This window comes from Asaia sp. W19 (genome assembly GCF_003994335.1).
Taxonomy (GTDB): domain Bacteria; phylum Pseudomonadota; class Alphaproteobacteria; order Acetobacterales; family Acetobacteraceae; genus Asaia.
The window spans coordinates 46,368-69,687 of record NZ_PNQZ01000013.1 but is presented as its reverse complement, the minus strand read 5'-3'; the positions used below and the strand labels follow the sequence as shown (position 1 = coordinate 69,687).

General features: G+C 61.2%; 24 protein-coding genes. 10 read left to right on the top strand and 14 right to left on the bottom strand.

The annotated features are described in order from the left end of the window. Positions 1–9 precede the first annotated feature (9 nt). Genes C0V97_RS01980 through C0V97_RS01970 form a run of 3 tightly spaced genes read right to left on the bottom strand, consistent with a single transcriptional unit; the run spans position 10 to position 2,438 of the window. Entirely contained in the window at positions 10–897 is an 888-nt protein-coding gene (locus tag C0V97_RS01980; protein WP_127100717.1) for a phosphatidylcholine/phosphatidylserine synthase, read from the bottom strand. Positions 898–934: 37 nt separating this feature from the next. Next, the gene (locus tag C0V97_RS01975) at positions 935–1,675 is read right to left on the bottom strand and encodes a phosphatidylserine decarboxylase (protein ID WP_255424148.1); all 741 of its coding nucleotides are present in this window, start codon (positions 1,673–1,675) and stop codon (positions 935–937) included. Continuing rightward, positions 1,644–2,438, bottom strand: a complete 795-nt coding sequence (locus C0V97_RS01970) for a class I SAM-dependent methyltransferase (protein WP_127100204.1) — start codon at positions 2,436–2,438, stop codon at positions 1,644–1,646. The genes C0V97_RS01975 and C0V97_RS01970 overlap by 32 nt, the downstream gene beginning before the upstream one ends. A gap of 257 nt (positions 2,439–2,695) precedes the next feature. On the opposite strand from C0V97_RS01970, the gene gloB reads away from it, so the two are divergent. Together gloB and C0V97_RS01960 are read left to right on the top strand one after the other, a co-directional pair. Further along, positions 2,696–3,415 carry a hydroxyacylglutathione hydrolase gene (gloB, locus tag C0V97_RS01965; RefSeq protein ID WP_127100202.1) on the top strand — a complete coding sequence of 240 codons (720 nt, stop codon included), beginning with the start codon at positions 2,696–2,698 and terminating at the stop codon, positions 3,413–3,415. Positions 3,416–3,432: 17 nt separating this feature from the next. After that, positions 3,433–4,080, top strand: coding sequence for an HAD family phosphatase (locus C0V97_RS01960; protein WP_127100200.1), 648 nt, complete (start codon positions 3,433–3,435; stop codon positions 4,078–4,080). Here C0V97_RS01960 and C0V97_RS01955 read toward each other — a convergent pair. The 9 genes from C0V97_RS01955 to C0V97_RS01915 form a co-directional block, all read right to left on the bottom strand. Further along, positions 4,071–4,202, bottom strand: coding sequence for a DUF2474 family protein (locus C0V97_RS01955; protein ID WP_127100198.1), 132 nt, complete (start codon positions 4,200–4,202; stop codon positions 4,071–4,073). The genes C0V97_RS01960 and C0V97_RS01955 overlap by 10 nt on opposite strands. 72 nt (positions 4,203–4,274) lie before the next feature. Further along, a complete protein-coding gene (gene cydB, locus C0V97_RS01950; RefSeq protein ID WP_127100196.1) occupies positions 4,275–5,297 on the bottom strand; it encodes a cytochrome d ubiquinol oxidase subunit II in 1,023 nt (340 codons plus the stop codon). Between the two features lie 9 nt (positions 5,298–5,306). Beyond that, the gene (locus tag C0V97_RS01945; RefSeq protein WP_127100194.1) at positions 5,307–6,716 is read right to left on the bottom strand and encodes a cytochrome ubiquinol oxidase subunit I; all 1,410 of its coding nucleotides are present in this window, start codon (positions 6,714–6,716) and stop codon (positions 5,307–5,309) included. 85 nt (positions 6,717–6,801) lie between these two features. Further along, positions 6,802–7,842, bottom strand: a complete 1,041-nt coding sequence (locus C0V97_RS01940) for a DUF2125 domain-containing protein (RefSeq protein ID WP_127100192.1) — start codon at positions 7,840–7,842, stop codon at positions 6,802–6,804. Positions 7,843–8,170: 328 nt separating this feature from the next. Further along, positions 8,171–8,914 carry a 1-acyl-sn-glycerol-3-phosphate acyltransferase gene (locus tag C0V97_RS01935; protein WP_127100715.1) on the bottom strand — a complete coding sequence of 248 codons (744 nt, stop codon included), beginning with the start codon at positions 8,912–8,914 and terminating at the stop codon, positions 8,171–8,173. Positions 8,915–9,114: 200 nt separating this feature from the next. After that, on the bottom strand, positions 9,115–9,705 hold the full coding sequence (locus C0V97_RS01930) for a YdcF family protein (RefSeq protein WP_127100190.1): 591 nt from the start codon (positions 9,703–9,705) through the stop codon (positions 9,115–9,117). Continuing rightward, entirely contained in the window at positions 9,702–10,610 is a 909-nt protein-coding gene (locus C0V97_RS01925) for an ABC transporter permease (protein WP_127100188.1), read from the bottom strand. Before C0V97_RS01925 ends, C0V97_RS01930 begins: the two co-directional genes overlap by 4 nt. Beyond that, positions 10,607–11,302, bottom strand: a complete 696-nt coding sequence (locus tag C0V97_RS01920) for a cell division ATP-binding protein FtsE (RefSeq protein ID WP_127100186.1) — start codon at positions 11,300–11,302, stop codon at positions 10,607–10,609. The genes C0V97_RS01925 and C0V97_RS01920 overlap by 4 nt, the downstream gene beginning before the upstream one ends. A 19-nt stretch (positions 11,303–11,321) precedes the next feature. Next, entirely contained in the window at positions 11,322–11,732 is a 411-nt protein-coding gene (locus tag C0V97_RS01915) for a hypothetical protein (protein WP_127100184.1), read from the bottom strand. 385 nt (positions 11,733–12,117) lie between these two features. Between C0V97_RS01915 and C0V97_RS01910 the strand changes: the two genes are divergently transcribed. From C0V97_RS01910 to C0V97_RS01890, 5 genes are read left to right on the top strand one after another with little or no spacing between them, the layout of a single operon-like run. Continuing rightward, positions 12,118–14,004: a response regulator gene (locus C0V97_RS01910; RefSeq protein WP_127100182.1), complete on the top strand. Its 1,887-nt coding sequence runs from the start codon at positions 12,118–12,120 to the stop codon at positions 14,002–14,004. Beyond that, positions 14,001–15,926, top strand: coding sequence for a response regulator (locus C0V97_RS01905; protein ID WP_233581909.1), 1,926 nt, complete (start codon positions 14,001–14,003; stop codon positions 15,924–15,926). The genes C0V97_RS01910 and C0V97_RS01905 overlap by 4 nt, the downstream gene beginning before the upstream one ends. A 42-nt stretch (positions 15,927–15,968) precedes the next feature. Then, positions 15,969–16,550: an ATP-dependent protease subunit HslV gene (gene hslV / locus C0V97_RS01900; protein WP_127100180.1), complete on the top strand. Its 582-nt coding sequence runs from the start codon at positions 15,969–15,971 to the stop codon at positions 16,548–16,550. Beyond that, positions 16,550–17,866 carry an ATP-dependent protease ATPase subunit HslU gene (gene hslU, locus C0V97_RS01895; RefSeq protein ID WP_127100178.1) on the top strand — a complete coding sequence of 439 codons (1,317 nt, stop codon included), beginning with the start codon at positions 16,550–16,552 and terminating at the stop codon, positions 17,864–17,866. The genes hslV and hslU overlap by 1 nt, the downstream gene beginning before the upstream one ends. Positions 17,867–17,880: 14 nt before the next feature. Beyond that, positions 17,881–18,312, top strand: a complete 432-nt coding sequence (locus C0V97_RS01890) for a SufE family protein (protein ID WP_127100711.1) — start codon at positions 17,881–17,883, stop codon at positions 18,310–18,312. Between the two features lie 123 nt (positions 18,313–18,435). On the opposite strand, the gene C0V97_RS01885 is transcribed toward C0V97_RS01890, so the two are convergent. Both C0V97_RS01885 and C0V97_RS01880 read right to left on the bottom strand, forming a co-directional pair. Then, the gene (locus C0V97_RS01885) at positions 18,436–18,678 is read right to left on the bottom strand and encodes a hypothetical protein (protein ID WP_127100176.1); all 243 of its coding nucleotides are present in this window, start codon (positions 18,676–18,678) and stop codon (positions 18,436–18,438) included. A gap of 132 nt (positions 18,679–18,810) precedes the next feature. Continuing rightward, a complete protein-coding gene (locus C0V97_RS01880) occupies positions 18,811–21,228 on the bottom strand; it encodes a glucose/quinate/shikimate family membrane-bound PQQ-dependent dehydrogenase (protein ID WP_127100174.1) in 2,418 nt (805 codons plus the stop codon). Between the two features lie 287 nt (positions 21,229–21,515). Between C0V97_RS01880 and rpmI the strand changes: the two genes are divergently transcribed. The 3 genes from rpmI (at position 21,516) to pheS (ending at position 23,319) form a co-directional block, all read left to right on the top strand. Beyond that, the gene (rpmI, locus tag C0V97_RS01875; protein WP_023978115.1) at positions 21,516–21,719 is read left to right on the top strand and encodes a 50S ribosomal protein L35; all 204 of its coding nucleotides are present in this window, start codon (positions 21,516–21,518) and stop codon (positions 21,717–21,719) included. A gap of 13 nt (positions 21,720–21,732) precedes the next feature. Beyond that, positions 21,733–22,119, top strand: a complete 387-nt coding sequence (rplT, locus tag C0V97_RS01870; protein ID WP_062164227.1) for a 50S ribosomal protein L20 — start codon at positions 21,733–21,735, stop codon at positions 22,117–22,119. A gap of 129 nt (positions 22,120–22,248) precedes the next feature. Continuing rightward, positions 22,249–23,319 carry a phenylalanine--tRNA ligase subunit alpha gene (gene pheS / locus C0V97_RS01865; RefSeq protein ID WP_127100709.1) on the top strand — a complete coding sequence of 357 codons (1,071 nt, stop codon included), beginning with the start codon at positions 22,249–22,251 and terminating at the stop codon, positions 23,317–23,319. The last annotated feature ends 1 nt before the right edge of the window (position 23,320 follow it).

Below are 23,320 nucleotides of genomic sequence, written 5' to 3'. Positions count from 1 at the left end.
CGGCGCGGTTCAGGCTTCGGGGATATCTTCCGAAAGCGCCTCGGCCTGAGCCTTCAGGCGATGGAAGCTGCGTCGGCTGAAAGGCAGCATCAGCAGATAGAGGACACCCGCTGCCGCCAGGGCAAGCCAAGGATCGGCCAGCAGGATCGCGGCGTAGAGCAGTGTGCCGAGCATAAGCGGCAGCACATAGCGTGAGGCGATCTTGAAGTTCTTGAAAGACCAGACCGGCAGCGTCGAGACAAGCAGGGCCGCCGTCAGGATGAGAGCGCCTGCGGCCAGAAGGGGAGAGCGCGCCAGACCGTCGATGAGCGGCCAGTGCATCTTCTCCGCCTCCAGCCCCAGAAAGATGGGAAAGAGAACGATGCCCGCCCCGGCGGGCGCGGGAACGCCGGTGAAGAAGCTATAGGAATATTCCGGTTTCTCGTCGTCATCGAGGCTCGCATTGAACCGGGCCAGACGCAGGGCCATGCAGACCGTAAAGAAGATGCAGGGCACAAAGGCGTAGCGTCCGCCATTTTCATGCAGGGTCCACAGATAGAGCAGAAAGGGCGGCGCCACGCCGAAGCAGACGAAATCGGAAAGCGAATCGAACTCGGCGCCGAAACGCGACGTACCATGCAAAAGCCGGGCAATGCGCCCATCGAGCCCATCGATACAGGCTGCAATCACCAGGGCTGCTGCGGCATAGGCAAATTGCTGCTCAAGCCCGTAGCGCATGCCGCTGAGCCCGGCGCACAGCCCGAGCATGGTCAGCAGATTCGGGATGAGCCGGTTGAAGGACGGACCGCGCACGCGCACACGGCGGGGGCGGATACGCCTCAGGCGACGGCGCTTGCGTCCTGCTCGCAGGGGAGCTGTGCCCTCATCGCCAGGGCTCTGCACCGGAAGTTCGGCCATGGGTGCGGGGCGCGCTTCGGACATCGTCAGGGGCGTTTCAGAGATGGGCCATGACGGTTTCACCACCAACCATGATCTGGCCAGTGCTAACCAGCGGGGTCACGCCGGGCGGCAGGTACAGGTCGGTACGCGAGCCGAACCGGATCAGGCCGAAGCGATCACCCGGCTCGACCACACTGCCCTCATCCACGTAACAGACAATACGGCGCGCGATGAGACCGGCAATCTGGACAACGGCCATATGGCGACCGTCTTCCAGTGTCAGCCGAACCTCGTTGCGCTCATTGAGGTCGGAGGCCTTGTCCAGACTCGCATTGAGGAACTGCCCCGCATGATAGGCAATCTTGGTAACCGTCCCGGCGGCGGGCATGCGGTTGATATGCACGTTCAGAACCGAGAGGAAGGTCGCCACGCGCCATACTGGCTCGCTGCCCATGCCCAGCGCGGCAGGGGGCGTGGCGAGCTCGACAGAGACCACGCGGCCATCGGCCGGAGCCAGGGCGAGGTCCGTGCGCGCAGGCGGAAAACGCTTCGGGTCTCGGAAGAAGTACAGGCAGAAGCCGAACCCGCCCAGCGCCAGATTGCCGATGATCCGCGTGGCACGCCACGGTGTCGCGCGGCCGAGCAGGGTCAACCCGCCAGTCAGCGCGAGAAAGGGAAGGGCAGCGCGGTGCGGCGGTGCCAGAACGGATTTGATCGATTGAATCAGGGACATGAGCGCAGTCTTACGATACCTGCGTTTGGGGTCAAGCTTTCGGCCGTTCGGGTTCCGTCTGATAGCTTCCGGCAGAGCCCGCGAGTGTGGTGACGCGACGGGCAAAACCGAGCGTGGCCCGCTCCGCCTCCACCGGCATGCCGGAATAGAGATCCTTGCAAGCATTCACGAGATGCACCCCGCCAAGGCGGCGCCCCAGAGCGCCAAAGACCTTGTCTGCCATCAGCGTGGCCTTGTCACCCAGAGGCAGCAGACCGAGCGGGGCGCTGAGGGCGGTTGCGTTGGCCTCGGCCCGGAACAATCCGCGCTGCAGAGTGCGATCGAGCTGGCTGGCAGAAAAAGGGCTGCCATGGCCGAAGGGCAGCGTATCGTCTTTTGCGGCAAGGCCTGTCCGATTGGGGACGACCAGAATGAGACGACCGTGATCGGCCAGCAACTTCCAGACGATGCGCAGGAGAGGCTGTGGATCGACCAGTTCTAGCCCATGCATCATGAGCACCAGATCGACGCTCAGATCATCGAAGGGCAGGCAGTCGGGCGCTACCAGGCAGGAGGGCCAGAATGGCACGCTCGAGGGTATCATCCCGCGACGGCGCGTCAGCGGCGTGTCTAGTTGGGCCGAGGCGACCCATTTCGCTTCGCTGAGTGCGCGCCATTGCGAGAGGAGCGGCTGGGCGAACCCCAGCCCCAGGACGCGCTGTCCCCGCGGGTCAGGGAGAAGAGGCGCAAGCCGCGCCATCAGTAGCGCAGTGACCTGCTCTCCGCGCCGACTGGCATAGAAACCGGCGGCGTCGGGTGGAATGGGCTGGGCGATACGCTTCGGCATGGTGAACACGCTAGACCGAACCGGCTTCGACGGCCAGAGGGCCGGGCCGGTCGGGACGACGGGCGCAAGGGGTGCCCAGGCTGGGCAAGCGCATCCCTCGCTCGTCTGGATGCGTTGGTTAGGGGAATACGGCCAGGGGGCGGGCAGGATGCCCCTCCCTATGTCGTGATCTCAGAGGCGTGAGGATACGTTACCCCCTGAACAAGGCTAGTCTTCGTCCAACAGGCCGAATCAGCAAGTAGAAGGAAAACAGGATAGTGAGCCTCGAAATCAAAGCTATTCCTTTCGCGCGGGACAATTACGCGTGGTTGCTGAAAGATCCTCAGACCGGCACCGTCGCCGTGGTTGACCCGGGTGAGTCGGGGCCGGTGATGAACGCGATTGGAGAAGGGCGGCTGGATCTGATTCTCCTGACCCATCATCATGATGATCACATTGGCGGGGCCGAGGCGCTGCGCCAGAAATACGGCGCGCGTATCGCCGGGGCCGAGGCCGACCAGGCGCGCCTGCCCCCGCTCGACCTGTTGCTTCATGACGAGGACCGTATCGCCATCGGGCATGATCTGGGTGAGGTGATCGCCACACCGGGTCATGCACGCGGTCACATCGCCTTCTACTTCCGATCCGTCCCCGCCCTGTTTTGCGGTGACACGCTGTTCAGCCTCGGTTGCGGGCGGCTTCTGGAGGGAACGGCGCAGGAGCTTTTCGACAGCCTCAAGCGTTTTGCGCCGCTCCCAGACGAAACGCTCGTTTGCTGCGGGCACGAATATACCGAGTCCAACGCAGCTTTCGCCTTGGCGCAAACGCCTGATGACGCGGCCTTGAAGCAGCGCGTTGCTGACGTAAAGGCGTTGTGCGCGGGAAATCGCGCGTCAGTCCCGGTGAGGCTCGGCGTTGAGCGCCAGACCAATCCGTTTTTGAAAGCGCGTGACGTGGCCGAATTTGCGGCGTTGCGTCATGCCAAGGACAATTTCTGAAGGGAGGCAGACCGATCATGAGTGCGGCCATATCCGATGACGATGGGACGACCCCGGCGACGTCCGAATTTACCCTGAGCAATCACACGTTTGATGCGCTCATTTTCGATTGTGACGGGACGATTGCCGACACGCTCCCCGTGCATTTCCTGACCTTTCAGGAGGCGCTGGGTGAGGTGGGTTACACGCTCGAGCGAGACTGGTATTTTGCTCGGACCGGGCTGTCGAGTGACAAGCTGTTCAACGCTTATGAACAGAGCTTTGGCCTCATCTTGGATCGGCCAGCCCTGCTGGCGCGCTGCAAGCTGCTCTACCAGAACCATCTGGACAAGCTGCGCGAGCATAGTTTTGCCGCGACGATTGCGCGTGAGCAATTCGGCCATGTGCCGATGGCTGTCGCGTCAGCGGGGATGAAATCTGCGGTGACGTCTACCCTGCAGACGCTCGATCTGCTGGAGCTCTTCGATACGGTGGTCACGATCGAAGACGTGAAGCGCGGCAAGCCCGCGCCTGATCTCTATCTCCTGGCCGCCGAACGTCTGAAAGTCGCTCCCGCTCATTGTCTCGTTTTTGAGGATACGGAAGAGGGGCTCGAGGCGGCCCATAATGCCGGGATGAGAGCGATCGATGTACGCCCTCATCTCACTCCGGCCGTTCAGAACTGATGGAAGATGATCATCTTGATCAGGGTCGCGACGATGGCGAGCGTCACGACTCCGGCTGCCCATAGCCCGACAAACCAGCCGAGCCGGGCGAGGAAGGACCTTGGCGCAGTAGTGACAGGCATGATCGATCTCCCTTGAGGCAGCCCCCATCCAAACCATGACGTTCGGATGGGGGCGACTGCGCGCAGTCTGCGTTAGTGATAGTGCTGATCGGCGGTCACGGTGCCGCGGAATACCCAGTAGGAATAAATCGTGTAGGCCAGAATGATCGGCAGCAGGATCGACGCACCGACCAGAAGGAACAACTGGCTTTCCGGCGGGGATGAAGCCGACCAGATGGTGACTGTGGGCGGAACGATATAGGGCCAGACATTGATGCCCAGACCCGAGAAGCACAGGAAAAACCAGCCCAGCGCGCAGAGGAAGGGCGTCAGACGCGTTGTCTGCTTGCGCAGCGACAGGAAGAAGAGCGCAGCCAACACGATCACGGCGACGGGCACGGGGGCTACCCAGACGATCTCGGGGAAATCGGTCCAGCGGTGCATGTAGTTAGCATGCAGATAGGGTGTCCAGACCGAGACAATGGCAATCAGCACCAGCATGCTCAGACCGAGCGGCGCCGAAAGACGCTGCATGACCGCCTTGAGATCGGTTTCCGTGCGCCACACCAGCCAGGTTGCGCCCAGCAGGGTATAGCCCACAGCCACGGCAAAGCCGCAGAAGAGCGGGAAGGGGGCGACCCAGTCCCAGGCACTACCAACGAAGGTGTTGTTCTCGACTTTCACACCCATGATCAGCTCGCCGAGAATGATGCCCTGCATGACGGAGGCCACGAGCGAGCCGATGCAGAAGGACCGATCCCAGAACCCCATGCCGAAAATGCCGCTTGCCTTGACGCGGAACTCGAACGCTACGCCACGCAGGATGAGCGCGAGCAGCATGAACAGGATGGGCAGATAAAGCGCAGGCAGGATCGTGCCATACGCCACGGGGAAAACGCCATACAGTGTGGCACCGCCGAAAATCATCCAGGTCTCGTTACCGTCCCAGACCGGTGCGATGGTGTTGACCATGACATCGCGATGTTCCTTGCGGTGCTCACCGAGGAACAGAATGCCGATCCCCAGGTCGAACCCGTCAAGGCAGACATAGATGAAGATGGCCAGAGAGGCGAGGGTTGCCCAGATGATGGGCAACCAATAGGCGAGGGTGTTCATGGTAAACGCTTACTCCGCCGGGTGGTGAGAGACTTGGGTGATACCAGCGGCACGATGCGGCTGATCGCGCGGGGGCTCAGGCTCGTTCGAGCTCGGTTCCTTGGCGAAGTCGCGCAGCAGGATGCCGATACCGGCGGTAAAGACGATGAAGTAGACGATGACGAAGGCCACCATGGACATTTCCATGTTCGGCAGTGTCACGGGTGAGACGCTGTCGACCGTGCGCAGCAGCCCATAGATCGTGAAGGGCTGGCGGCCCACTTCGGTCGTGACCCAGCCGCAAAGCAGGGCGATGAATCCGGCAGGTGTCATGAGCAGCGCCCCGCGCAGCAGGATCGGGTTGGTATAGAACCCGCCTTTCCAGCGCAGGAACAGCGAGAAGAAGCCAAGCAATGCCATCAGGCTGCCGAGCGCCACCATCACACGAAAGGTGTAGAACACCACATACATCGGCGCGCGCTGGTCCTTGGGGAAGTCCTTGAGCCCAGGGACCTTGCCGTCAAGACTATGTGTCAGGATGAGCGAGCCAACGAGCGGGATGCCGATCTTGTAGCGGGTTACTTCATGTTCCATGTCCGGCACGCCGAACAGCAGTTCAGGAGCACGCCCCTCGCTCTCCCAGTCGCCTTCCATCGCGGCGATCTTGGCGGGCTGGTATTTCAGCGTGTTCAGACCATGGGCATCACCAGCCAGAATCTGCAGCGGGGCCACGATGGCGGCCATCCACATGGCCATGGAGAACATGACCTTCACGGCGTCGGTCGGCTGGCGCTTCTGGCGCTTGGCCTTGAGCAGATGCCACGCACCCACGCCACCCACGATAAAGGCCACGCAGAGGAAAGCGGCAAGCGCCATATGAACGAGGCGGAACGGGAAAGACGGGTTGAAGACGATGGCCCACCAGTCTGCCGGAAGGAAACGGCCCGTCGCGGCATCGATCTTGTAACCCTGGGGTGTCTGCATCCAGGAATTGGATGCGAGGATCCAACTCATGGAGATGAGCGTGCCGATCGAGACCATGCAGGTTGCCGCGAAATGCAGCCCTTTGCCCACGCGGTTGAGCCCGAACATCATCACGCCAAGGAATCCTGCTTCGAGGAAGAAGGCGGTCATGACCTCGTAGGCCAGCATCGGACCAAGGATTGGCCCAGCCTTTTGCGAGAACTGCGACCAGTTGGTGCCGAACTCATAGGACATCACCAGCCCTGAGACGACGCCCATGGCGAACACGACCGAAAAGACGCGCAGCCAGTATTTGAAGAGGTCGAGATAGACGGGCTTGTCCGTCTTGAGCCAGAGCCCTTCGAGCACGGCCAGGAACGCTGCCAGACCGATGGAGAAAGCGGGAAAGACGATGTGAAATCCGACGGTAAACGCGAATTGCAATCGTGCAAGGAAGAGAGCACTCATGTCAGGCATTGCAGGGATCCGCGGCCATCAAGGCCAGTCGTGAAGGGGAATGGTTAACTGCCACCGCCCATAAGGCGTCAGCTTCCCCTCCGGTTCATCGAGAATGCCCCGTTATTATCGCGGAAATGTGATTTTGCAATAAAATGTCATCGCGGCCGACTGGTATGGGCAGGTCGAGATGGTCCGGTATCCTTGCCGATTGTTCATCCAGCGCCTTCAGAAGGGGCGCATAATCAGGCGTAATCCGCCCGGACTCGGGCAATAGGGCAATCCAGGAACGAACGAAGCCCTGCAAGCCCGACAGGTGCGCCCAGAGGGTGCCTTCTCCTGCGCCAGACAGGGTGCCGCGGGCTATGCAGGAGAGCGCGCCGAGCTGGAATGAGGCCTCCTGGATTAAATAGCGTCCATATGCCGTTTTCGAGGCGTTCCGTCCCGCTTCGTCACGCAGCGCCACGATGATGAGATGCAGCTTGCTGGCCGAGGGCAGGGTGGTCAGCAGCGGACCGATATCTGGCGTGAGGGTTTCGTTCCGCTCCTGGGCGGAGCGCTTGATCGACACCGACTCGGCGCTCAACTCCACCGCGCCTCCAGGAAGCGGGGAGGACCGCGTTATATCTTTATTGCCCCTCGCAGGAGGATCCTTCGTCACATCAGGGGTAAGTTGCACTGTGACATGGCCAAGCGTGAGAGTCTCGATACCCGAGACAGGGGGCATGTCGAGGGACATCTGCCGTGTTTCGAGGATCAATGTACGACTGGCGGGTACGAAGTGTCCTTCAAGAGCGCTACTCGTCACGGTCATGGTGTCGCTCGGTTTGAAGATCTGCGGTCCACCAAATTCTAGGCGGATGGAGGCTGGGTGAAGAAAGCTCACGCCGAGTACCAGGGTCTTCCCTCCCCAGCCACGACCGCGGGCATCGATCAGGCGTGGCTGAGAAAGGGTGAGGGATTGCCCCCAGGGGGAACGGGCAAGACTCCTCTGGTCCCAGTCCAGATGCCAGCCTGCTGCGGCCAGTGAGAGACGCATCTGATCGAGAGACCTGCCCAGGCGGGCCATGCGCAGGCAATCCACGCCAAACGCTGAAAGTAACAGCAGCGTAATCCCCAGCAGGGCGTAGAAAAGCCGGTTTTTCATGGGCTCGAACCGTGATGATTACTGATCGCGGTGTCTGCCCTGCGCTCCAATTTCACAGTCATGATGAGAAACCGCACAAATTATCCCCAGAGCGCACTGGCTTCGTTCGAGAGGGAAGAAAAGACTCCCTGACGAAGGGCTATGAAAGCGTCCGGGCCTGTGGTAGATGCCCCCACCGCGTGGAATTTCGGGCACAATGCTCCGTAAAACCTAGGTTTTACGATGATTGTCTCTTGACTCGTGCGCAAGGGCGCTTTGGTCCCAACGCTTGGGTGATGCACAGCTTTTCCCCAGTCAGCTCTCCGGTTCTGCACAGGGGATCCTCCGGTCAGCATTTCGAGTCCACAGAGTTATCCACAGGGTGTGGCAGGTCCTCGCGCGCGCTTAGTCGATCCCAGGATTTGTAGATCGAGTCGATCAGGGATAGCCGTCCGGCATTGGCGGGGAGGGCCTCTCCGATAGCGATAGTGATCTCCCCTGGCTGCATCAACCAGCCTCTGCGCGGCCAGTGAAGGCCCGAATTTGTCGCGACCGGAATCACGGGGGCGGCGGCCTGTTTGGCAAGTGCTACGACGCCGGGCTGGAGGGGCACCCTTGCCCCGGGAAGCGTGCGGGTGCCTTCAGGGAAGATGATGATCTGGCGTGAGGCGTCAAAATGCGCCTGGGTTGCCTTCATCAGGCCGCGCAGAGCCTTCGCCCCCGCTTCTCGCTCAACCGGCACCATTCCGGAAAGAAGCAGCATTGGGCCAATGAAAGGGATGCGCGTCAGTTCCTGTTTGATCACATAAGCGGGGCCGGGCACGAGCGTCATCCAGATGAACCCGTCGAAGAAGGACTGATGCTGCGATGCAATGAGGCAGGCGCCTTCAGGGAGGTTCTCCGCGCCAACAACGCGAATGCGGATACGGCAAAAGAACCTGAGGCCCCGAAGTGTCAGGGCAGACCAGCTCTGGGCGTAACGCAAGGCAAGATCACGGCGGCGCAGTACGCGGATCGGCATCGCGCCGATACCCATGATCAGCGTCAGGATGACGAAATAGGTGATGAAGAGAAAGGCGCGTATCCGGTTCATGCACTCCCCCAGGGCCGGCTCCATGTCGCTTGTTCACTAGAGCAAGCGAGGGCGCGATGGAATTCTTCCACAACGAGAAAGATGGGCCTCACGCTTCCAATCCCCATGCCTGATCTCACTGGTGTGGCAAGAGACGATGGGTCTGTCGCCCAGCGCAAGCCTTCGTCGTCGCGTGCATCTCGGGATGCTCTATGACGGGGTCAGGAGCGGGGGGTAAGATTCACACCGCGTGACAGGCCAAGGTTGGAGCCGATCCATTTCGTATATTCGTGTAAAAGCAGCCTGAATGTCGCCCGATCGGGCGTGCGTCGCAACGCCGGCGAGCGTATCGGGTAAGGATGCAGCGCTACACCGGGCGCGGCACGATGCAGTTCCAGCATGGCGCGCCGGATGTGATAGCCTGCGGTGACGACAAGAAGGGAATGGATCGCGTTCTGGCGAGCCCAATCAGCCGTTTCCGACCCATTGCCGATGGTCGAGACGGCGCGACGGCCCAGCGTGATGCGGGCCGCAAGCGCAGGAGTGAGGGCGATCGGCGCATGCTCGGTGAGTTGCGCGAGCGTGGCATGGGGACCGACGCCCGATATCAGCAATTTTCCCCCGACCCCTTTGTCGAGCAGGGCAAGTGAGGCTTCGATCCGGTCGCGCCCTCCGGTGAGGGCGACGATGCCGTCGCAATGGACCGGTTGCGACACGGGATGAAGCGCATCGACGCAGAACCACGCGAATCCGGCGCACCAGGTCAATGCCAGGACGAGCAGAAGAAACGGCACGGCCAGCCAGAATTTCATGGCAGGCGCCGCAGCCAGAGCCGCACCGTCGCCTGGGCCACGAGGAAACTCAGCAAGGCTACCAGCAGCGGCACACAGATCAGGGACTGGAGCAGGGCAGGGGGTAGACTCGTTGCAAGCTTCAGCCATCCGTCCATATCGCCCGGCCAGAACGCCAGACTGCCCTGCTGATGGTCCAGGAAGGGCAGGATCAGGCGATGCACGATGGCGAGGGTCATCCCCCCCAGCGCCATGCCAACCGCGCCTCCCCCAAATCCGAGCCCGAAGCTGCGCCAGGCGATGCGCCTTGCGATGAGGCCGTCCCTGGCGCCGAAACCATGGAGGATTTCGATGGTGCGCCGACGGGCCGTCAGGGTCATGCGTACCGAGAGTGTGGTCACACCGGCCGTTGCAAAACCAGCCAGTAGCACGGCGAGCCAGGCACAGGCCTGCAGGCTTTGTCCCAGCAGCATGAGACGCTCGCCCCATCGCCCGTTTTCCTCAATGACCGCGGAAGGCGCCAGCGTGTCGAGAATACGCGGCAGATCCGTTACCGGGCCCTCTGCACGACGTGTGATCTCAAGCACAACAGGAAGGTCTGACACAGTACCCTGCATCGGTCCCAGCCACGGGCGCAGGAGCTCACGGATCCGCTCTTCGGAGAGCGTCTCGACGGCAGCGATTCCCGGATCGCTCTGCAGGACCGATACCAGTCTGGCCGCCGTCTCCCGTCCGTCTCCCGAGAAGTCGGGAATTTCGATCGTCACCTGCCGTGCGGCGCCATGGGCCCATTCGCGCGAGAGGCTCCGTGACGCGTCCCATCCTCCGAGTGCCAGCGTCGCAATGGCCGCGACGGCCGCGATGATCGGGATGAGGCCGCGGTCCTGTCTGCCCAGATGCAGCCCGTCTGGCAGGGCGCGGCTCATGGCGCTGCTCCCCTCTCGGCAGGCGGATCACACAGGCGCCCCTGTTTCAGCATGATCTGTGGATGACGAATCGCCCGCACGAGCGCCTCGTTATGGGTTGCGACGATCACGGTGGTGCCCGCGCGACTCAACGCCTCGAGGGCTTCGACCAGTTGCCAGCTCTGTCCTTCCGCGAGGGCATTTGTCGGCTCGTCGGCCAGAAGCAACGCCGGACGCATGATCAGCGCCCGCGCAATGGCCACGCGCTGACGCTCGCCCCCCGAAAGCTGATCCGGGAATTTCCTCTCTTTCCCATCCAGCCCGAGCCAGTCGAGAATCGAGGGGATCTCGCTTTGCAGGATTTCTTGCGTCGTTCCCGCCAGGCGAAGGGGAAGTGCGATATTGTCAAACACATCCAGCTCGGAAAGCAGGCGCAGATCCTGCGGGATGAAGCCAATACGCTGCCGTAGCTGAGCAAGCTGGCGTCGTCGTGCCGTCCTGATATCGACACCGAGAATTTCGACGCCCCCCTCTTCGGGAAGGGCTTCTCCATGCATGAGGCGCAGGAGGCTCGATTTTCCGGCGCCTGAGGGGCCTGTCAGCCAGAAGAAGCTGCCCTGGGGAATATCGAGAGTGATTCCCTGCAGACCCGGGCGCCCCTGGGCTTTTCTCCCTTTTTCAAGCCGATAGGTGACATTGCGAAACCGGATCATGAACGCCCTGGCCGGGGAATTACATATTGCGCGCGGCGACTGCCGAAACCGTGGCGCCGAGGGCAGCGACAGCCATCAGCAGGAACCCGTCGAAAACCAGACCCGAAGGGGTCATCACATGGCTGCCGATGGCCAGATGTTCCGGAATGCTGCCCACCACATGGTTCATCACGTCCTGTGCCTGCGGGTCCGTCGAGGCGCTCGATGTGGTGATCGAGGCGAGTGCGCGGGGCAGAGCCATCCAGCCAATGCCGATCACGAGACAAAGCGGCGCGAGGACCTCGGCGACCTGTTGGGCGAAGTAGAAGGCGAAATAGCAGATCGCCCAGAACCCGGTTCGGACGATGCCGAACCCCGATGCCTTGCGCGGCGCGCGATCGTCGCTCGTCTGGGCGAGGCGGGACAGGGACGGACGGGGCGAAACTTCCATGGGGCGCTTTCAGCTTTTCGTAACGGGCGAGGTTGAAAAGGCGTCCAGTCGACGCTGGCCACGTTGTCTCTGGTTGAGGTAGCTGGGCGGGGCGGGAAATGCAATGATTGCCGTCCTCACCGCAGCTCGGTGTTCCTCCTGGGGCGCAGGTCTCGATGCCGTCCCGACGGCGAAATACAAACTGGTCTGAGTCCATGCCCGGACACTGTGCGGTACTGTGTGAGTGGCGCAGACCACGCCGCCGCGCTGCGGATTCCTGACCTGGGTATTGCAGCGCAGAGGGGAGCAACCATGAGAGGTCTCGCGCGGTAATGGCGTATCGCGACAACCATGCTAGTGATGGAAAGACTACCTGAAGGCCGCGCATGATGGATCTATCCCCCCAATGACCAGTTCCGTGACGATCCCGGACATGCATCTCCCCCGGATACTTCTGGTTGAGGAATCGGACAGCCAGGCAGAAGCACTCGTCCAGCTCCTGGAAGAGGCAGGCTTTGACGTGCGTCGCGTCGCGAGCGGTGAGGAAGCGCTCTCCTGTCTCGATGACGGCCTGCCGGATCTGGTCGTGTCGGATTATCACCTGCCGGGGATGAATGGCGGGCAAATGGCCCGTCAGTTCCGTATGAATGCGCATACGCGCTCGATCCCGATCCTGATGCTGACGGAAGACGTCGCGCCGGGTCTGGAACGCGAAGGGCTCGAGAGCGGCGCTGACGCATATATCTCGAAATCGGCCCATCCCGATCTTCTTGTGCTGCGCATCCGGGCGCTGCTGCGCGAGGGCTCTGATTTTCTCCAGGCTGAGGAAGCCGGGCGCTTCAGACGCGCGCGCATTGTGATCGTCACAAGTCCGAGGAGCGATGACAGCGACGAAGAGCCCCTCGCGGATAATGCGAGCTGGGAGCGCGATGCGTCTGGTGCCTCCCTGGGGGAATTGCTCTGGCGTGATGGCCATACAGTTACGACAGTGACGGCGTCGAGCGAGCTGGTGAATGGGGGATGGCTCGGAGGCGAGGAGGGACCGGATTGTCTCGTGCTCGATCTCACGTCGCGTATGCTGGACGGGGTCAATTTCTGCCGTCGTCTCGACGCCCGTCGACAGGATGTGCTTGAGGCTGGCGGAACCTCCTTTCGCATCCTTGGTATCGTGGACGCCAATCGCTTTCGGCGGCATTCGGCCGCCGATCTGTTTGATGCCGGGCTGGATGATCTGGTCCCCAGCGATATCGCCCCTGACGTGCTGGCCCTGCGCATACGGGTTCTGGTCAGGCGCAAGCTCGCTCAGGACGAGATCAGACAGCAGGAAATCAAGCGTCAGGTGCGCGAGGTGGCGCTCCAGACTGCCCAGAGTGAGGCACGAGCCATCGCTGCCAAGGCGGCCATGGCAGAGGCGCTTGCACATGCCAACTCGGAACTCGCCGATGCGAATGCGCGACTGATCGAGACACAGGCCAAACTTGTTCAGACGGCCAAAATGGCCTCGCTTGGCGAACTCGTGGCGGGCATTGCCCACGAGATCAATAATCCGTTGGCCTTCACTCTGGCCCATGAGGAGACCATCGCCCGCGCTCTGCAACGGCTGATCGACTCAGAAGGGCCGCTTCAGTCGTCCCAGCTCGCCCTGCTTGAGAAATGTTCGAACCGCATCGGGGCAATGCGCCTTGGATTGCAACGCATACAAAATCTGGTGCTGAGCTTGCGCCGCTTCTCCCGTCTGGATGAAAGCGCCTTTCAGGACACGGATGTGGTCGAGGCCATCGATACCGCGCTGGCCCTGCTCGCCCATAAATTCGGCAGGGAGATCATGGTGGAGCGTCATCTGAACGCTCCGCGTATGCTGGTCTGCCAGCCGGCCCTGCTGCATCAGGTTGTGATGAATATCGTGAGCAACGCAGCCGACGCCATTCGATCCCGCGCCGAGACGGAGGGGTTCGAGCCGGGTACGCCGAGCGGCAAGATCGTGATCGAAACCACCCTTCGGCAAAGCGGCAATGAGGCCTTCTACGTGATCAGTGTGGCCGATGACGGGCCCGGTGTACCGCCCGCGCTCAGGGCCCGCGTCTTTGAGCCTTTCTTTACGACCAAGCCCGTAGGGATGGGCACAGGTCTTGGCCTTGCGATCGCCTATGGCGTCATTGAGGCCCATGGCGGCACGATTGATATCGACGACGCCAATCTGAGTGGGGGACGTGGCGTGGGGGCCTGCTTCACCCTGTCTGTCCCTGTCCGCCTGACGCCGACAGGCCCGGTCACCATAGGACGCAGCGCATGAAACGCACCGAGATGAGTGTCCCTTTCGGACGCAGCAGAATCCTCCTGGTTGATGACGAGGCCGAAATCCTCGTCGCGCTGACCGATCTGCTTGAGGATGAGTTCGACATCCTTTCGAGCACGGATCCGCTCGAGGCGCTGAGCTTTCTCAAGAAATCACCCGACATTGCGGTGATTGTTTCCGATCAGCGCATGCCCAACATGACGGGCGATGTGCTGCTCAGCAAGGCGCGTGAGTTTTCTGATGCTCGCGGTATCCTGCTGACCGGCTATGCCGATCTGGCAGCGGTTGTGGCGGCCCTGAACCAGGGGCGCATCCAGTTCTACGCCCACAAACCCTGGGAATCCGACTCCCTGCGCGCCATGGTGCGTGAGGTGGCCGCGCATCACAGGCTCGAGCGTGCGCTCATGGTGGAGCGGGTGTTGCTGCATGGCGCGCTGGAATCGGTGCCTATGGATGTGGTGTTCACAGAAGCCGATGGGACGGTTCTGCGACACAATATGGAAGTCGAGGCTCATCCCAATGCCAAGGGCGATATCGAGGAGGACTCACTGCATGGCGATGCGCTGCGTGAGGAAATCGCCGCGATGCGTGAGGAAACGAAACAGTCGGGGAGTGCGACCCGTCTTGTTTCAGAGCTGACTGAGGAGGGACTGCGCTGGCACGAGATCATTCGCCAGACTCTTCCCTGGCCGCGCAACGCATCCGGCGTGCCGTTCCCGATGCCGCAGCGTTGGCAGATGAGTTACGATCGCGACGTGACCGATCGTCTGGCAATGGAAGAGCGCCTGCGTCAGGATGACAAGATGCATGCCCTTGGAACTCTCGCCGGCGGCATCGCGCATGACTTCAACAACCTGCTGACCGCCATGCTCGGATCGCTGGAACTGCTGCAGGACATGACACCTGCCTCCAACCCAACGGTCACCAAGCTCTTCGAAAACGCGCTGGAATCAGCGCGCCGCGGCACGGTCCTGACACGTCGATTGCTGGAATTCGGGCGTCCCAAGCCCATGGCGCTGCGCCCCGTGGACATGGTCGAGATGATCTGGAGCATGCATGACCTGATCGTGCAGAGCCTGAGTCGAGCGAGCGATCTGCGCGGCGAGACCGGGCGATGCGACCTCGATCTTTCTGCGGTGCCACGTGACCTCGTTGTGCCCCCCGTTCTGAGCGATTCCGGCCAGCTCGAGATGGCGCTTCTCAATCTCTGCATCAATGCGCGCGATGCCATGCAGGAAGGCGGCGTGATCTCCATTTCCCTGACTCGCGATGTCACGCCGGACGGCGGGGATCATATCATGCTGAGCGTTGAGGATCAGGGCTGTGGCATGCCGCCCGAGGTCGTGCGGCGCATATTCGAACCCTTTTTTACGACCAAGGGCTTGGGCAGCGGTACCGGGCTGGGTCTCTCGACCATATACGGCTTCCTGCAGCGCAGCGGTGGCGATATCCGCGTCGATAGTATGCCCGGCAAGGGAACGCGCATGACGATGATCCTGCCGATCTGTCAGGAGGACGCACCGGAGGAGGCGCATGATCTCCGATCCGAGCCCATCGTCAGCGGGAAGCTTCGTATTCTTCTTGCCGATGATGAGCCTGGCGTTCGACTCGTTACCGATCAGTTTCTGTCGCAGGACGGGCACGAGGTGGTCAGTGTCGGAGATGGCGCTGAAGTGATTGCCCATCTCGAGGCGGGTGAGGTCTTTGATCTGGTGGTGCTGGATCTGCTCATGCCCGGCATGGGCGGTCGCGAATGCGGGCTCATTCTGGCGGCCAAGTATCCTGAATTGCCGGTTCTTTACGTCAGCGGTTATGCCGACCCTCAAAACCTGCCGGCAAATGCGTTTGTGCTCGGCAAGCCATTCACGCCGCAGGAACTGCGCGATGCCATAGGCGCAACGCTGCGCAAGCGGCGTTAGGGCGGGCTTGTCTGGGCGTCTCCAATCCTTATGTGTGGAGACATGCAGATTTCTTCTTCTTCCCCCCATGACCCGGTTGGCTGGCATGGCACTACCATCCTCTGTGTGAGACGCGACGGTCAGGTGGCCATGGCAGGCGACGGTCAGGTTACGCTCGGTCAGACCGTCATCAAGGGTAATGCCCGCAAGGTCCGCCGCATTGGCCCCAAGGGCACTATTCTGGCCGGTTTCGCCGGAGCTACGGCAGATGCGTTCACTCTGCTTGAACGGCTCGAAGCGAAACTGGAGCGCTATCCGGATCAACTTGAGCGCGCCTGTGTCGATCTGGCCAAGGACTGGCGCACGGACCGCTATCTGCGTCGTCTTGAAGCCATGATGGCAGTCGCCGACGCCCATCGCTCCTTCACATTGACAGGGAATGGCGACGTGCTCGAGCCTGAGGATGGGATCATCGCGATTGGCTCAGGGGGTAACTACGCCCTCTCCGCTGCCCGGGCGCTGATCGATATCGAGGGGCTGAGCGCCGAAGATGTGGCGCGCAAGGCCATGAAGATCGCGGGCGATATCTGCGTGTACACCAATCATTCGGTCAGGGTTGAATTGCTCGGCGGGGAGGAAGCGTAATGGATATCCCGAATTATTCGCCCCGAGAGATCGTCTCGGAACTCGACCGCTTCATTATCGGACAGAACGAGGCAAAGCGTGCCGTTGCCATCGCCATGCGCAATCGCTGGCGCCGGGCGCAATTGCCGGAGGGCCTGCGCGAGGAGGTCGTTCCCAAAAACATCCTGATGATCGGTCCGACCGGCTGCGGCAAGACCGAGATCGCCCGCCGTCTTGCCCGTCTTGCCCAGTCGCCTTTTCTGAAGGTCGAGGCGACCAAATTCACCGAAGTTGGATATGTCGGGCGCGATGTCGAGTCCATCGTACGCGATCTGGTTGAGGTTTCGCTTACCATGCTGCGCGAAGCGCGCCGCAAGGACGTGAACGCGAAGGCCGAACTCGCCGCAGAATCCCGTCTCGTCGATGCCCTGGTGGGAGAAACGGCGTCTGCTGATACCAAGACCAAGTTCCGTCAGATGCTGCGCAATGGCGAGCTTGAAGAGAAGGAAATCGAGATTCAGGTCGGGCGCGAGCCGGGTGCAGGTGAGATGCCCGACATGGCGGGTGGCACTGTCATGAATGCCGCAGCCTTTGGCGACCTGATGAAGAATCTCATGAACCGGTCCCCTCAGAAGCGCCGCCTGAGTATTGCGACGGCCCGTCAGCTACTGATTCGCGAAGAAGCCGATCGTCTCGTCGATAATGATGCCCTCACACAGGATGCCGTACGTCACGCGCAGGATCACGGCATCGTCTTTCTGGACGAAATTGACAAGGTCTGTGCCCGTTCCGGTGAGGGGGGAGGGCGCGGTGGCGATATCTCTCGTGAGGGCGTGCAGCGCGACCTCCTGCCGTTGATCGAGGGTACCACAGTCACGACCAAATACGGTCCGGTTAAGACGGACCATATCCTGTTCATCGCCTCAGGTGCGTTTCATCTGGCGAAGCCCTCGGATCTGCTTCCGGAATTGCAGGGGCGCCTGCCGATACGCGTTGAGCTGGCGGGTCTGACGCGCGACGATCTCAAGCGTATCCTGCTGGAGCCGGAGCACTCTCTGCTCAAGCAATATGTTTCCCTGCTCGGCACCGAGAACGTGACACTCGTTTTCGAGGAAGGGGCGGTCGATGCGCTTGCGGAACTCGCAGCCGACATTAATGAGCGGGTCGAAAACATCGGCGCCCGGCGTCTTGCGACGGTCATGGAGCGTCTGCTCGAGGATATCTCCTTTCGGGCTTCGGATCGTGGGGGAGAGACCGTGACGGTCACGGCGCATGACGTGCAGGAGCGTGTCGCTCCACTGGCACGCAAGGGCGATCTGAGCAGGTTCATCCTGTGAGCGGGGCGGTGATCATGGCGCCCTGGGTGCAGAATGTCGACGATACAGCTTCAGACGCGATTGAGGCTATTCGTGAAGAGCTTGCCCTCTTCGACGACTGGATGGATCGCTACGAATACATCATCGAAATGGGCCGCACTCTTCCGGCTTTTCCAGTCGAATGGCAAAACGATGCGCATCGTGTCCCTGGCTGCCAAAGCCAGGTATGGCTTGAAGCGCATGAGGAACAGGGCAGGCTTTTCTTTGCCGGAGCGTCTGACGCAGCCATCGTGAACGGGCTCGTGGCGCTGTTGCTACGCGTCTATTCTGGGCGGGGCAGGGCCGAGATCGAGGCGACCGATCCCGGGTTCCTGCATGATCTCGGTCTGGTGAAGGCGCTTTCGACCAATCGCGGGAATGGGGTCGAGGCCATGGCGCAGGCGATCAGGGCCCGTGCGCGAGCCTGACCCCAACGGGTGAAACCGCAATAGATTTGCCCCGCTGATAAAGGTTTTAAAACGGAAATAGCCCGGCATTGCCGGGCTATTTTCTTGTCATCCTGTAAACAGGGGGCCGAAGACAGGGGCTGATCAGTTCTTACCCGGAGCGCCATCTGCAGGCGTTGCCGGGGAAGCCGATTTTGCTGCATCGTCTTTTGGCGCATCTGCCTTGCACTTCATGAATTTCCCTTTGGCATCGCGGCATTTTTCCGCTTTGGGCTTTTCACATTTGGTGAACTTGCCAGTCGTTGCATCACGACAGGGCTTGGCATAGGCCACCGGGGCGGCAGCCGTTCCAAGGAGCACGGTAAGGGCGAGAAAACCACGAAGCATGGGTGAAATCCTTTTGGAGTGTTCAGCAACACTCTGACATTATTCGGCCCAAGGCAAGCGCTTTGACATCGCACCCAAGACACAAAAAAACCCGCCACGAGGCGGGTTTTTCCGTGTCGTTTCCTGCCGGATTTAGTTGGGCAGGGCATAGGCGATGACGTAATCGCCCATCTTGGTTCCGAAGGAGCCATGACCACCGGCATAGGTCACGATGTACTGCTTGCCATTGGCCGAGTAGCTCATCGGCGTGGACTGGCCACCGGCAGGCAGGCGATCCTGCCAGAGGGTTTCACCCGTCGTGACGTTATAGGCGCGGATGTAGAAATCCAGCGTCGACGTCAGGAAGGCAACGTTGCCAGCCGTCGTGAGCGGACCGCCAAGGCTTGGCACGCCGATCTTGAGCGGGGGCAACTGCACGGGCAGGGCGCTACTGTACAGGCTGTCGCGCAGCGTGCCGTTACGATGCTGCCAGATCACCTTGTTGGTGCGCAGATCGATACCAGCCATGTAGCCCCACGGCGGACGCTTGCAGGGGATCGGGAAGCCGATCTTGGTGGTGATCGGGTTCAGGAACGGGCTGAGCATGACGGCAAAGGGCGCACCGTAATTATGCTGCAGGCCGGTCTCGCCCCCCGATCCCTTTGCACCCTCTTCAGGCCAGAGCGGGTTGCCCGGACCACGGGGAACGAGCCTTGAGACGAAAGGCAGGGCGATCGGGTTGGAGATGGCGATCTGGCGCTGCGGATCGACAGCAAGACCACCCCACTCGAAGATGCCGAGATTACCCGGGAAGATCAGCGAGCCACGCTCTGATGGCGGGGTGAACGTACCCTTGTAGTCAAGCTGATGGAATGCCACGCGGCAGATCAGCTGATCGAACACGGTGCCGCCCCACATGTCCTTGCCCGTCAGCAGGGCCTTGGGGCGCAGGGTCAGATCAGAGAAGGGCTGGGTCGGCTCGGTATGGTCACCCTTGGCCGCGCCCTGGGGCACGGGCAGCTCGGGAGCGCCCACGATCAGCTTGCCATCGCGACGGTCGAGAACGAACACATTGCCTGTCTTGGCCGGAGCATAGATCGCCGGAACGACTGTGCCATCCTTTTGGGTGATATCCACCAGGCTCATCTGCGAGGGCAGATCCATGTCCCACAGGTCGTGGTGCACAGTCTGGTAGCTCCAAGCAAGCTTGCCGGTATCGGCGTGCAGGGCGAGGATGGCCGAGGCATAACGCTCGGAATCGGCGCTGCGGTCGCCGCCCCACTGATCAGGTGTCTGCACACCCGTGGGGATATAGATCAGCCCCAGATTGGAATCGTAGGACGCGGTGATCCAGGAATTCGGGGAGTTCGCCACGTATTTGTGGTCGTCGCCCGGCATCTGGTTCGGGTCGGCGTTTCCGGTATCGAAAACCCAGACGAGCTTGCCCGTGAACAGGTCGAAGGCGCGCGTGACGCCCGAAGGCTCCTTGGTGGACCCGTTATCGGTGACAGCGCCTGAAATGATGACCAGCTTGTCGGTGACGACAGGCGGCGAGGTTGGCTCGTAGCCACCCACATGGTCATAGGGCATGTACGGGGTGCGCAGGTCGATTTCGCCGCTCTTGCCGAAGCTCGGGCAGGCCTTGCCGGTCTGGGCATCGACAGCGAAGAGGCGGCCGTCGTTGACAGGCAGGAACAGACGCTCATGGCATTCATCGGGTGCGGGCGAACCATCGGAGGTTACAGCACTCGCATCGGATTTGTGGTAGGTCACGCCACGGCACGTCAGATGCTGGAAGCCTGGGTTGACATAGAGATGGGGGTCGAACACCCATTTCGTCTTGCCGGTAGCGCCATCGACAGCCCAGAGCTTCTGATGCAGCGAGCAGAAATACAGCGTGCCGTTGATGGCGAGCGGCGTGGCCTCATTGGTGGCTTCGCCCGGATCGTTCGGCCCCTTTAGGTCGCCCGTACGCATGGTCCAGGCCACTTTGAGCTTGCTGACATTGTCAGAGGTGATCTGCGTGAGCGGAGAGAAGCGGTCGCCGTACTGGGTACGGCCATAGGCCTGCCAGTCGCCATCGGGGAGCTGAGGGGCATCGCTGCCGGCTGCGGCCACCTTTTCGGTAGGCAGGTTACCCGCCTTGTCACCCGGATCCTGCACGAAGGCGACGACCACGACGATCAGGGCAAGGACGACGCTGCCCAGCAGGGGCAGGGTGGCAAGACGGCTTGTGGTGATCTGGCGGCTGACGAAAGGCAGGAGCAGCCAGATCCCGAGAATAGTGATCACGTCGCCACGGGGTACGAGCGACCAGAAATCGATACCGATTTCGCTGATCGCCCAGAGGAGCGACCCGAGGATGATCAAGGTATAGAGCCAGAAGGCGGCCGCGCGGCCCCTCCAGACGAGATAGGCGGTGGCCAGAAGGGCAATACCGCAGACTGCGTAATAAGGGGTGTCGCCATAGCTCAGGAGCCAGACACCGCCGAGTGTCAGATAAATGCCACAAAGGGCAAATATCACGGCGGTGAGGGCTGCCCAGAACCGCGGCCGGGAAACCGTGTTCATGCGTCGTCCTATGTGTGGTTTCGTGTTCGGAAACGTTGCGAAAAGAGACCGCGTGGAAAAAGGCCCAAATGTTGATCTACGTCAAGAACGTCCCACATTGTGGTTAGGGTTCTGTCTAACCCAAAGTAAATGTTTATGCGCGTCAAAATGGGTTGTGCGTGGGGAAGATATCCTATAGGTGCCCCCTTTCGAACGCGCGTCCAGGCGATGGTAGGGCATGCCTGGCCGCTCGGTGACGGCTGCGAGCAATCGCAATCCGGCACCTTATATGTCGAGAGGAGAACGAAATGCCCAAGATGAAGACCAAATCGTCGGTCAAGAAGCGGTTCAAGATCACCGCGACCGGCAAGGTGATGTGCGGTCCCGGCAACAAGCGCCACGGCCTCATCAACCGTCCGCAGAAAATGAAGCGCACCAATCGCGGCCCGCAGACCATGACGGACATGGATGCGAAGACCGTGAAGCAGTGGGCCCCCTACGGACTGGCTTGAGGAGCATATATAAATGGCACGTGTTAAGCGCGGCGTAACGACGCACGCCCGTCACAAGAAGGTTCTGGATCTGGCCAAGGGCTATCGCGGCCGGTCTTCCACGAACTATCGCATTGCTCTCGAGCGCGTCGAGAAGGCGCTTCGTTATGCCTATCGCGACCGTCGTAACAAGAAGCGCGATTTCCGCGCTCTGTGGATCCAGCGCATCAACGCTGCCGTTCGCGAGCAGGGCCTGACCTACAGCAAGTTCATCAATGGACTGGCAAAGGCTGGCATCGAAATCGACCGTAAGGTTCTGGCCGCCATCGCATTCGATGACGCTGCAACCTTCGCCGAGATCGTGAAGCTGGCGCAGATGGCTCTTGAGCAGTCCGCTCAGGAACAGACCGCGCAGGCCTGATCATAGGCTTTTGCCTTCGGATTTTTGCTTCGGCAGATTTCCGGATTTGATAGAAAACGGGTCGTCCTGTATCAGGACGGCCCGTTTTCTTTTTTGACGATACCAGTTGACCGATGGGACAGGCGAATGATGGGCGATGATCTTGAAGCGCTGAGAAGCGAAACTCTCGAGGCCTTGGCGCAGGCGCAGGATCACGCCGCCTGGGACGCCATTCGTGTGGGCGTTCTGGGCAAGTCCGGCCGCCTGACCCGTCTGCTCAAGGAACTGGGGAAGATGAGCCCCGAGGAGCGCAAGGAGCGTGGCCAGGCGCTCAACCGCCTGCGCGACGCCCTCAACAGCGCCGTCGAACAGCGTGGGCAGGAAATTGCCGATGCCGCTCTCGAGGCGCGCCTGAAGTCCGAGCAGGTCGATGTGACCCTGCCTGCGCCCGCGACTCCTCTTGGCCTCCTCCATCCGATCAGCCGTACTATCGAGGAAATGACTGCCATCTTCGGTGCGATGGGCTTCTCGGTGGCTGAGGGGCCAGACATCGAGTCCCAGTGGCATAATTTCTCTGCGCTCAACACGCCCGACCATCACCCGGCGCGTACCGAGCATGATACTTTCTATCTGCCTTCGACCCACGAGGACTCCCCGGCGCGTGTTCTGCGCACCCAGACATCGGGCGTACAGATCCGGACCATGCTCACCGAGGCACCGCCTATTCGCGTGATCGCGCCGGGCCGCACCTATCGTGCCGATCATGATGCCACCCACTCACCGATGTTTCATCAATGTGAAGGACTTGTCATCGACAAGGGGATCACCCTCGGTCATCTCAAGGGCTGCCTGATCGAGTTCCTGCGTGTCTTCTTTGACAAGCCGAACCTTCCGGTGCGCTTCCGCGCCTCCTATTTCCCGTTCACCGAGCCCTCAATGGAGGTTGATATCGGCTGGTCGCGCCAGACGGGTGAAATCGGGGGCGGGACGGATTGGCTCGAGGTCCTGGGCTCAGGTATGGTGCATCCGCGCGTACTCGCCAATTGCGGTCTCGATCCGGCCATTTGGCAGGGCTTCGCCTTCGGCATGGGGATCGAACGTCTGACCATGCTCAAGAACGGCATTCCCGATCTGCGCTCTTTTTATGAGAGCGATCTGAGATGGTTGCGCCATTACGGCTTCTCGGCCCTGTCTTCCGTCAGCCTCGCAGAAGGAGTCTGAA

Coding starts and splice junctions, on each gene's coding strand:
- pheS (WP_127100709.1), top strand. CDS start 22,249: ATGGGCGATGATCTTGAAGCGCTGAGAAGCGAAACTCTCGAGGCCTTG.
- C0V97_RS01910 (WP_127100182.1), top strand. CDS start 12,118: ATGACCAGTTCCGTGACGATCCCGGACATGCATCTCCCCCGGATACTT.
- C0V97_RS01940 (WP_127100192.1), bottom strand. CDS start 7,842: ATGAAAAACCGGCTTTTCTACGCCCTGCTGGGGATTACGCTGCTGTTA.
- C0V97_RS01935 (WP_127100715.1), bottom strand. CDS start 8,914: ATGAACCGGATACGCGCCTTTCTCTTCATCACCTATTTCGTCATCCTG.
- C0V97_RS01930 (WP_127100190.1), bottom strand. CDS start 9,705: ATGAAATTCTGGCTGGCCGTGCCGTTTCTTCTGCTCGTCCTGGCATTG.
- C0V97_RS01890 (WP_127100711.1), top strand. CDS start 17,881: ATGGCGCCCTGGGTGCAGAATGTCGACGATACAGCTTCAGACGCGATT.
- rpmI (WP_023978115.1), top strand. CDS start 21,516: ATGCCCAAGATGAAGACCAAATCGTCGGTCAAGAAGCGGTTCAAGATC.
- C0V97_RS01955 (WP_127100198.1), bottom strand. CDS start 4,202: ATGCCTGTCACTACTGCGCCAAGGTCCTTCCTCGCCCGGCTCGGCTGG.
- C0V97_RS01885 (WP_127100176.1), bottom strand. CDS start 18,678: ATGCTTCGTGGTTTTCTCGCCCTTACCGTGCTCCTTGGAACGGCTGCC.
- cydB (WP_127100196.1), bottom strand. CDS start 5,297: ATGAACACCCTCGCCTATTGGTTGCCCATCATCTGGGCAACCCTCGCC.
- rplT (WP_062164227.1), top strand. CDS start 21,733: ATGGCACGTGTTAAGCGCGGCGTAACGACGCACGCCCGTCACAAGAAG.
- C0V97_RS01925 (WP_127100188.1), bottom strand. CDS start 10,610: ATGAGCCGCGCCCTGCCAGACGGGCTGCATCTGGGCAGACAGGACCGC.
- C0V97_RS01920 (WP_127100186.1), bottom strand. CDS start 11,302: ATGATCCGGTTTCGCAATGTCACCTATCGGCTTGAAAAAGGGAGAAAA.
- C0V97_RS01915 (WP_127100184.1), bottom strand. CDS start 11,732: ATGGAAGTTTCGCCCCGTCCGTCCCTGTCCCGCCTCGCCCAGACGAGC.
- hslV (WP_127100180.1), top strand. CDS start 15,969: ATGCAGATTTCTTCTTCTTCCCCCCATGACCCGGTTGGCTGGCATGGC.
- C0V97_RS01970 (WP_127100204.1), bottom strand. CDS start 2,438: ATGCCGAAGCGTATCGCCCAGCCCATTCCACCCGACGCCGCCGGTTTC.
- C0V97_RS01980 (WP_127100717.1), bottom strand. CDS start 897: ATGGCCGAACTTCCGGTGCAGAGCCCTGGCGATGAGGGCACAGCTCCC.
- C0V97_RS01905 (WP_233581909.1), top strand. CDS start 14,001: ATGAAACGCACCGAGATGAGTGTCCCTTTCGGACGCAGCAGAATCCTC.
- C0V97_RS01960 (WP_127100200.1), top strand. CDS start 3,433: ATGAGTGCGGCCATATCCGATGACGATGGGACGACCCCGGCGACGTCC.
- C0V97_RS01880 (WP_127100174.1), bottom strand. CDS start 21,228: ATGAACACGGTTTCCCGGCCGCGGTTCTGGGCAGCCCTCACCGCCGTG.
- hslU (WP_127100178.1), top strand. CDS start 16,550: ATGGATATCCCGAATTATTCGCCCCGAGAGATCGTCTCGGAACTCGAC.
- C0V97_RS01945 (WP_127100194.1), bottom strand. CDS start 6,716: ATGCCTGACATGAGTGCTCTCTTCCTTGCACGATTGCAATTCGCGTTT.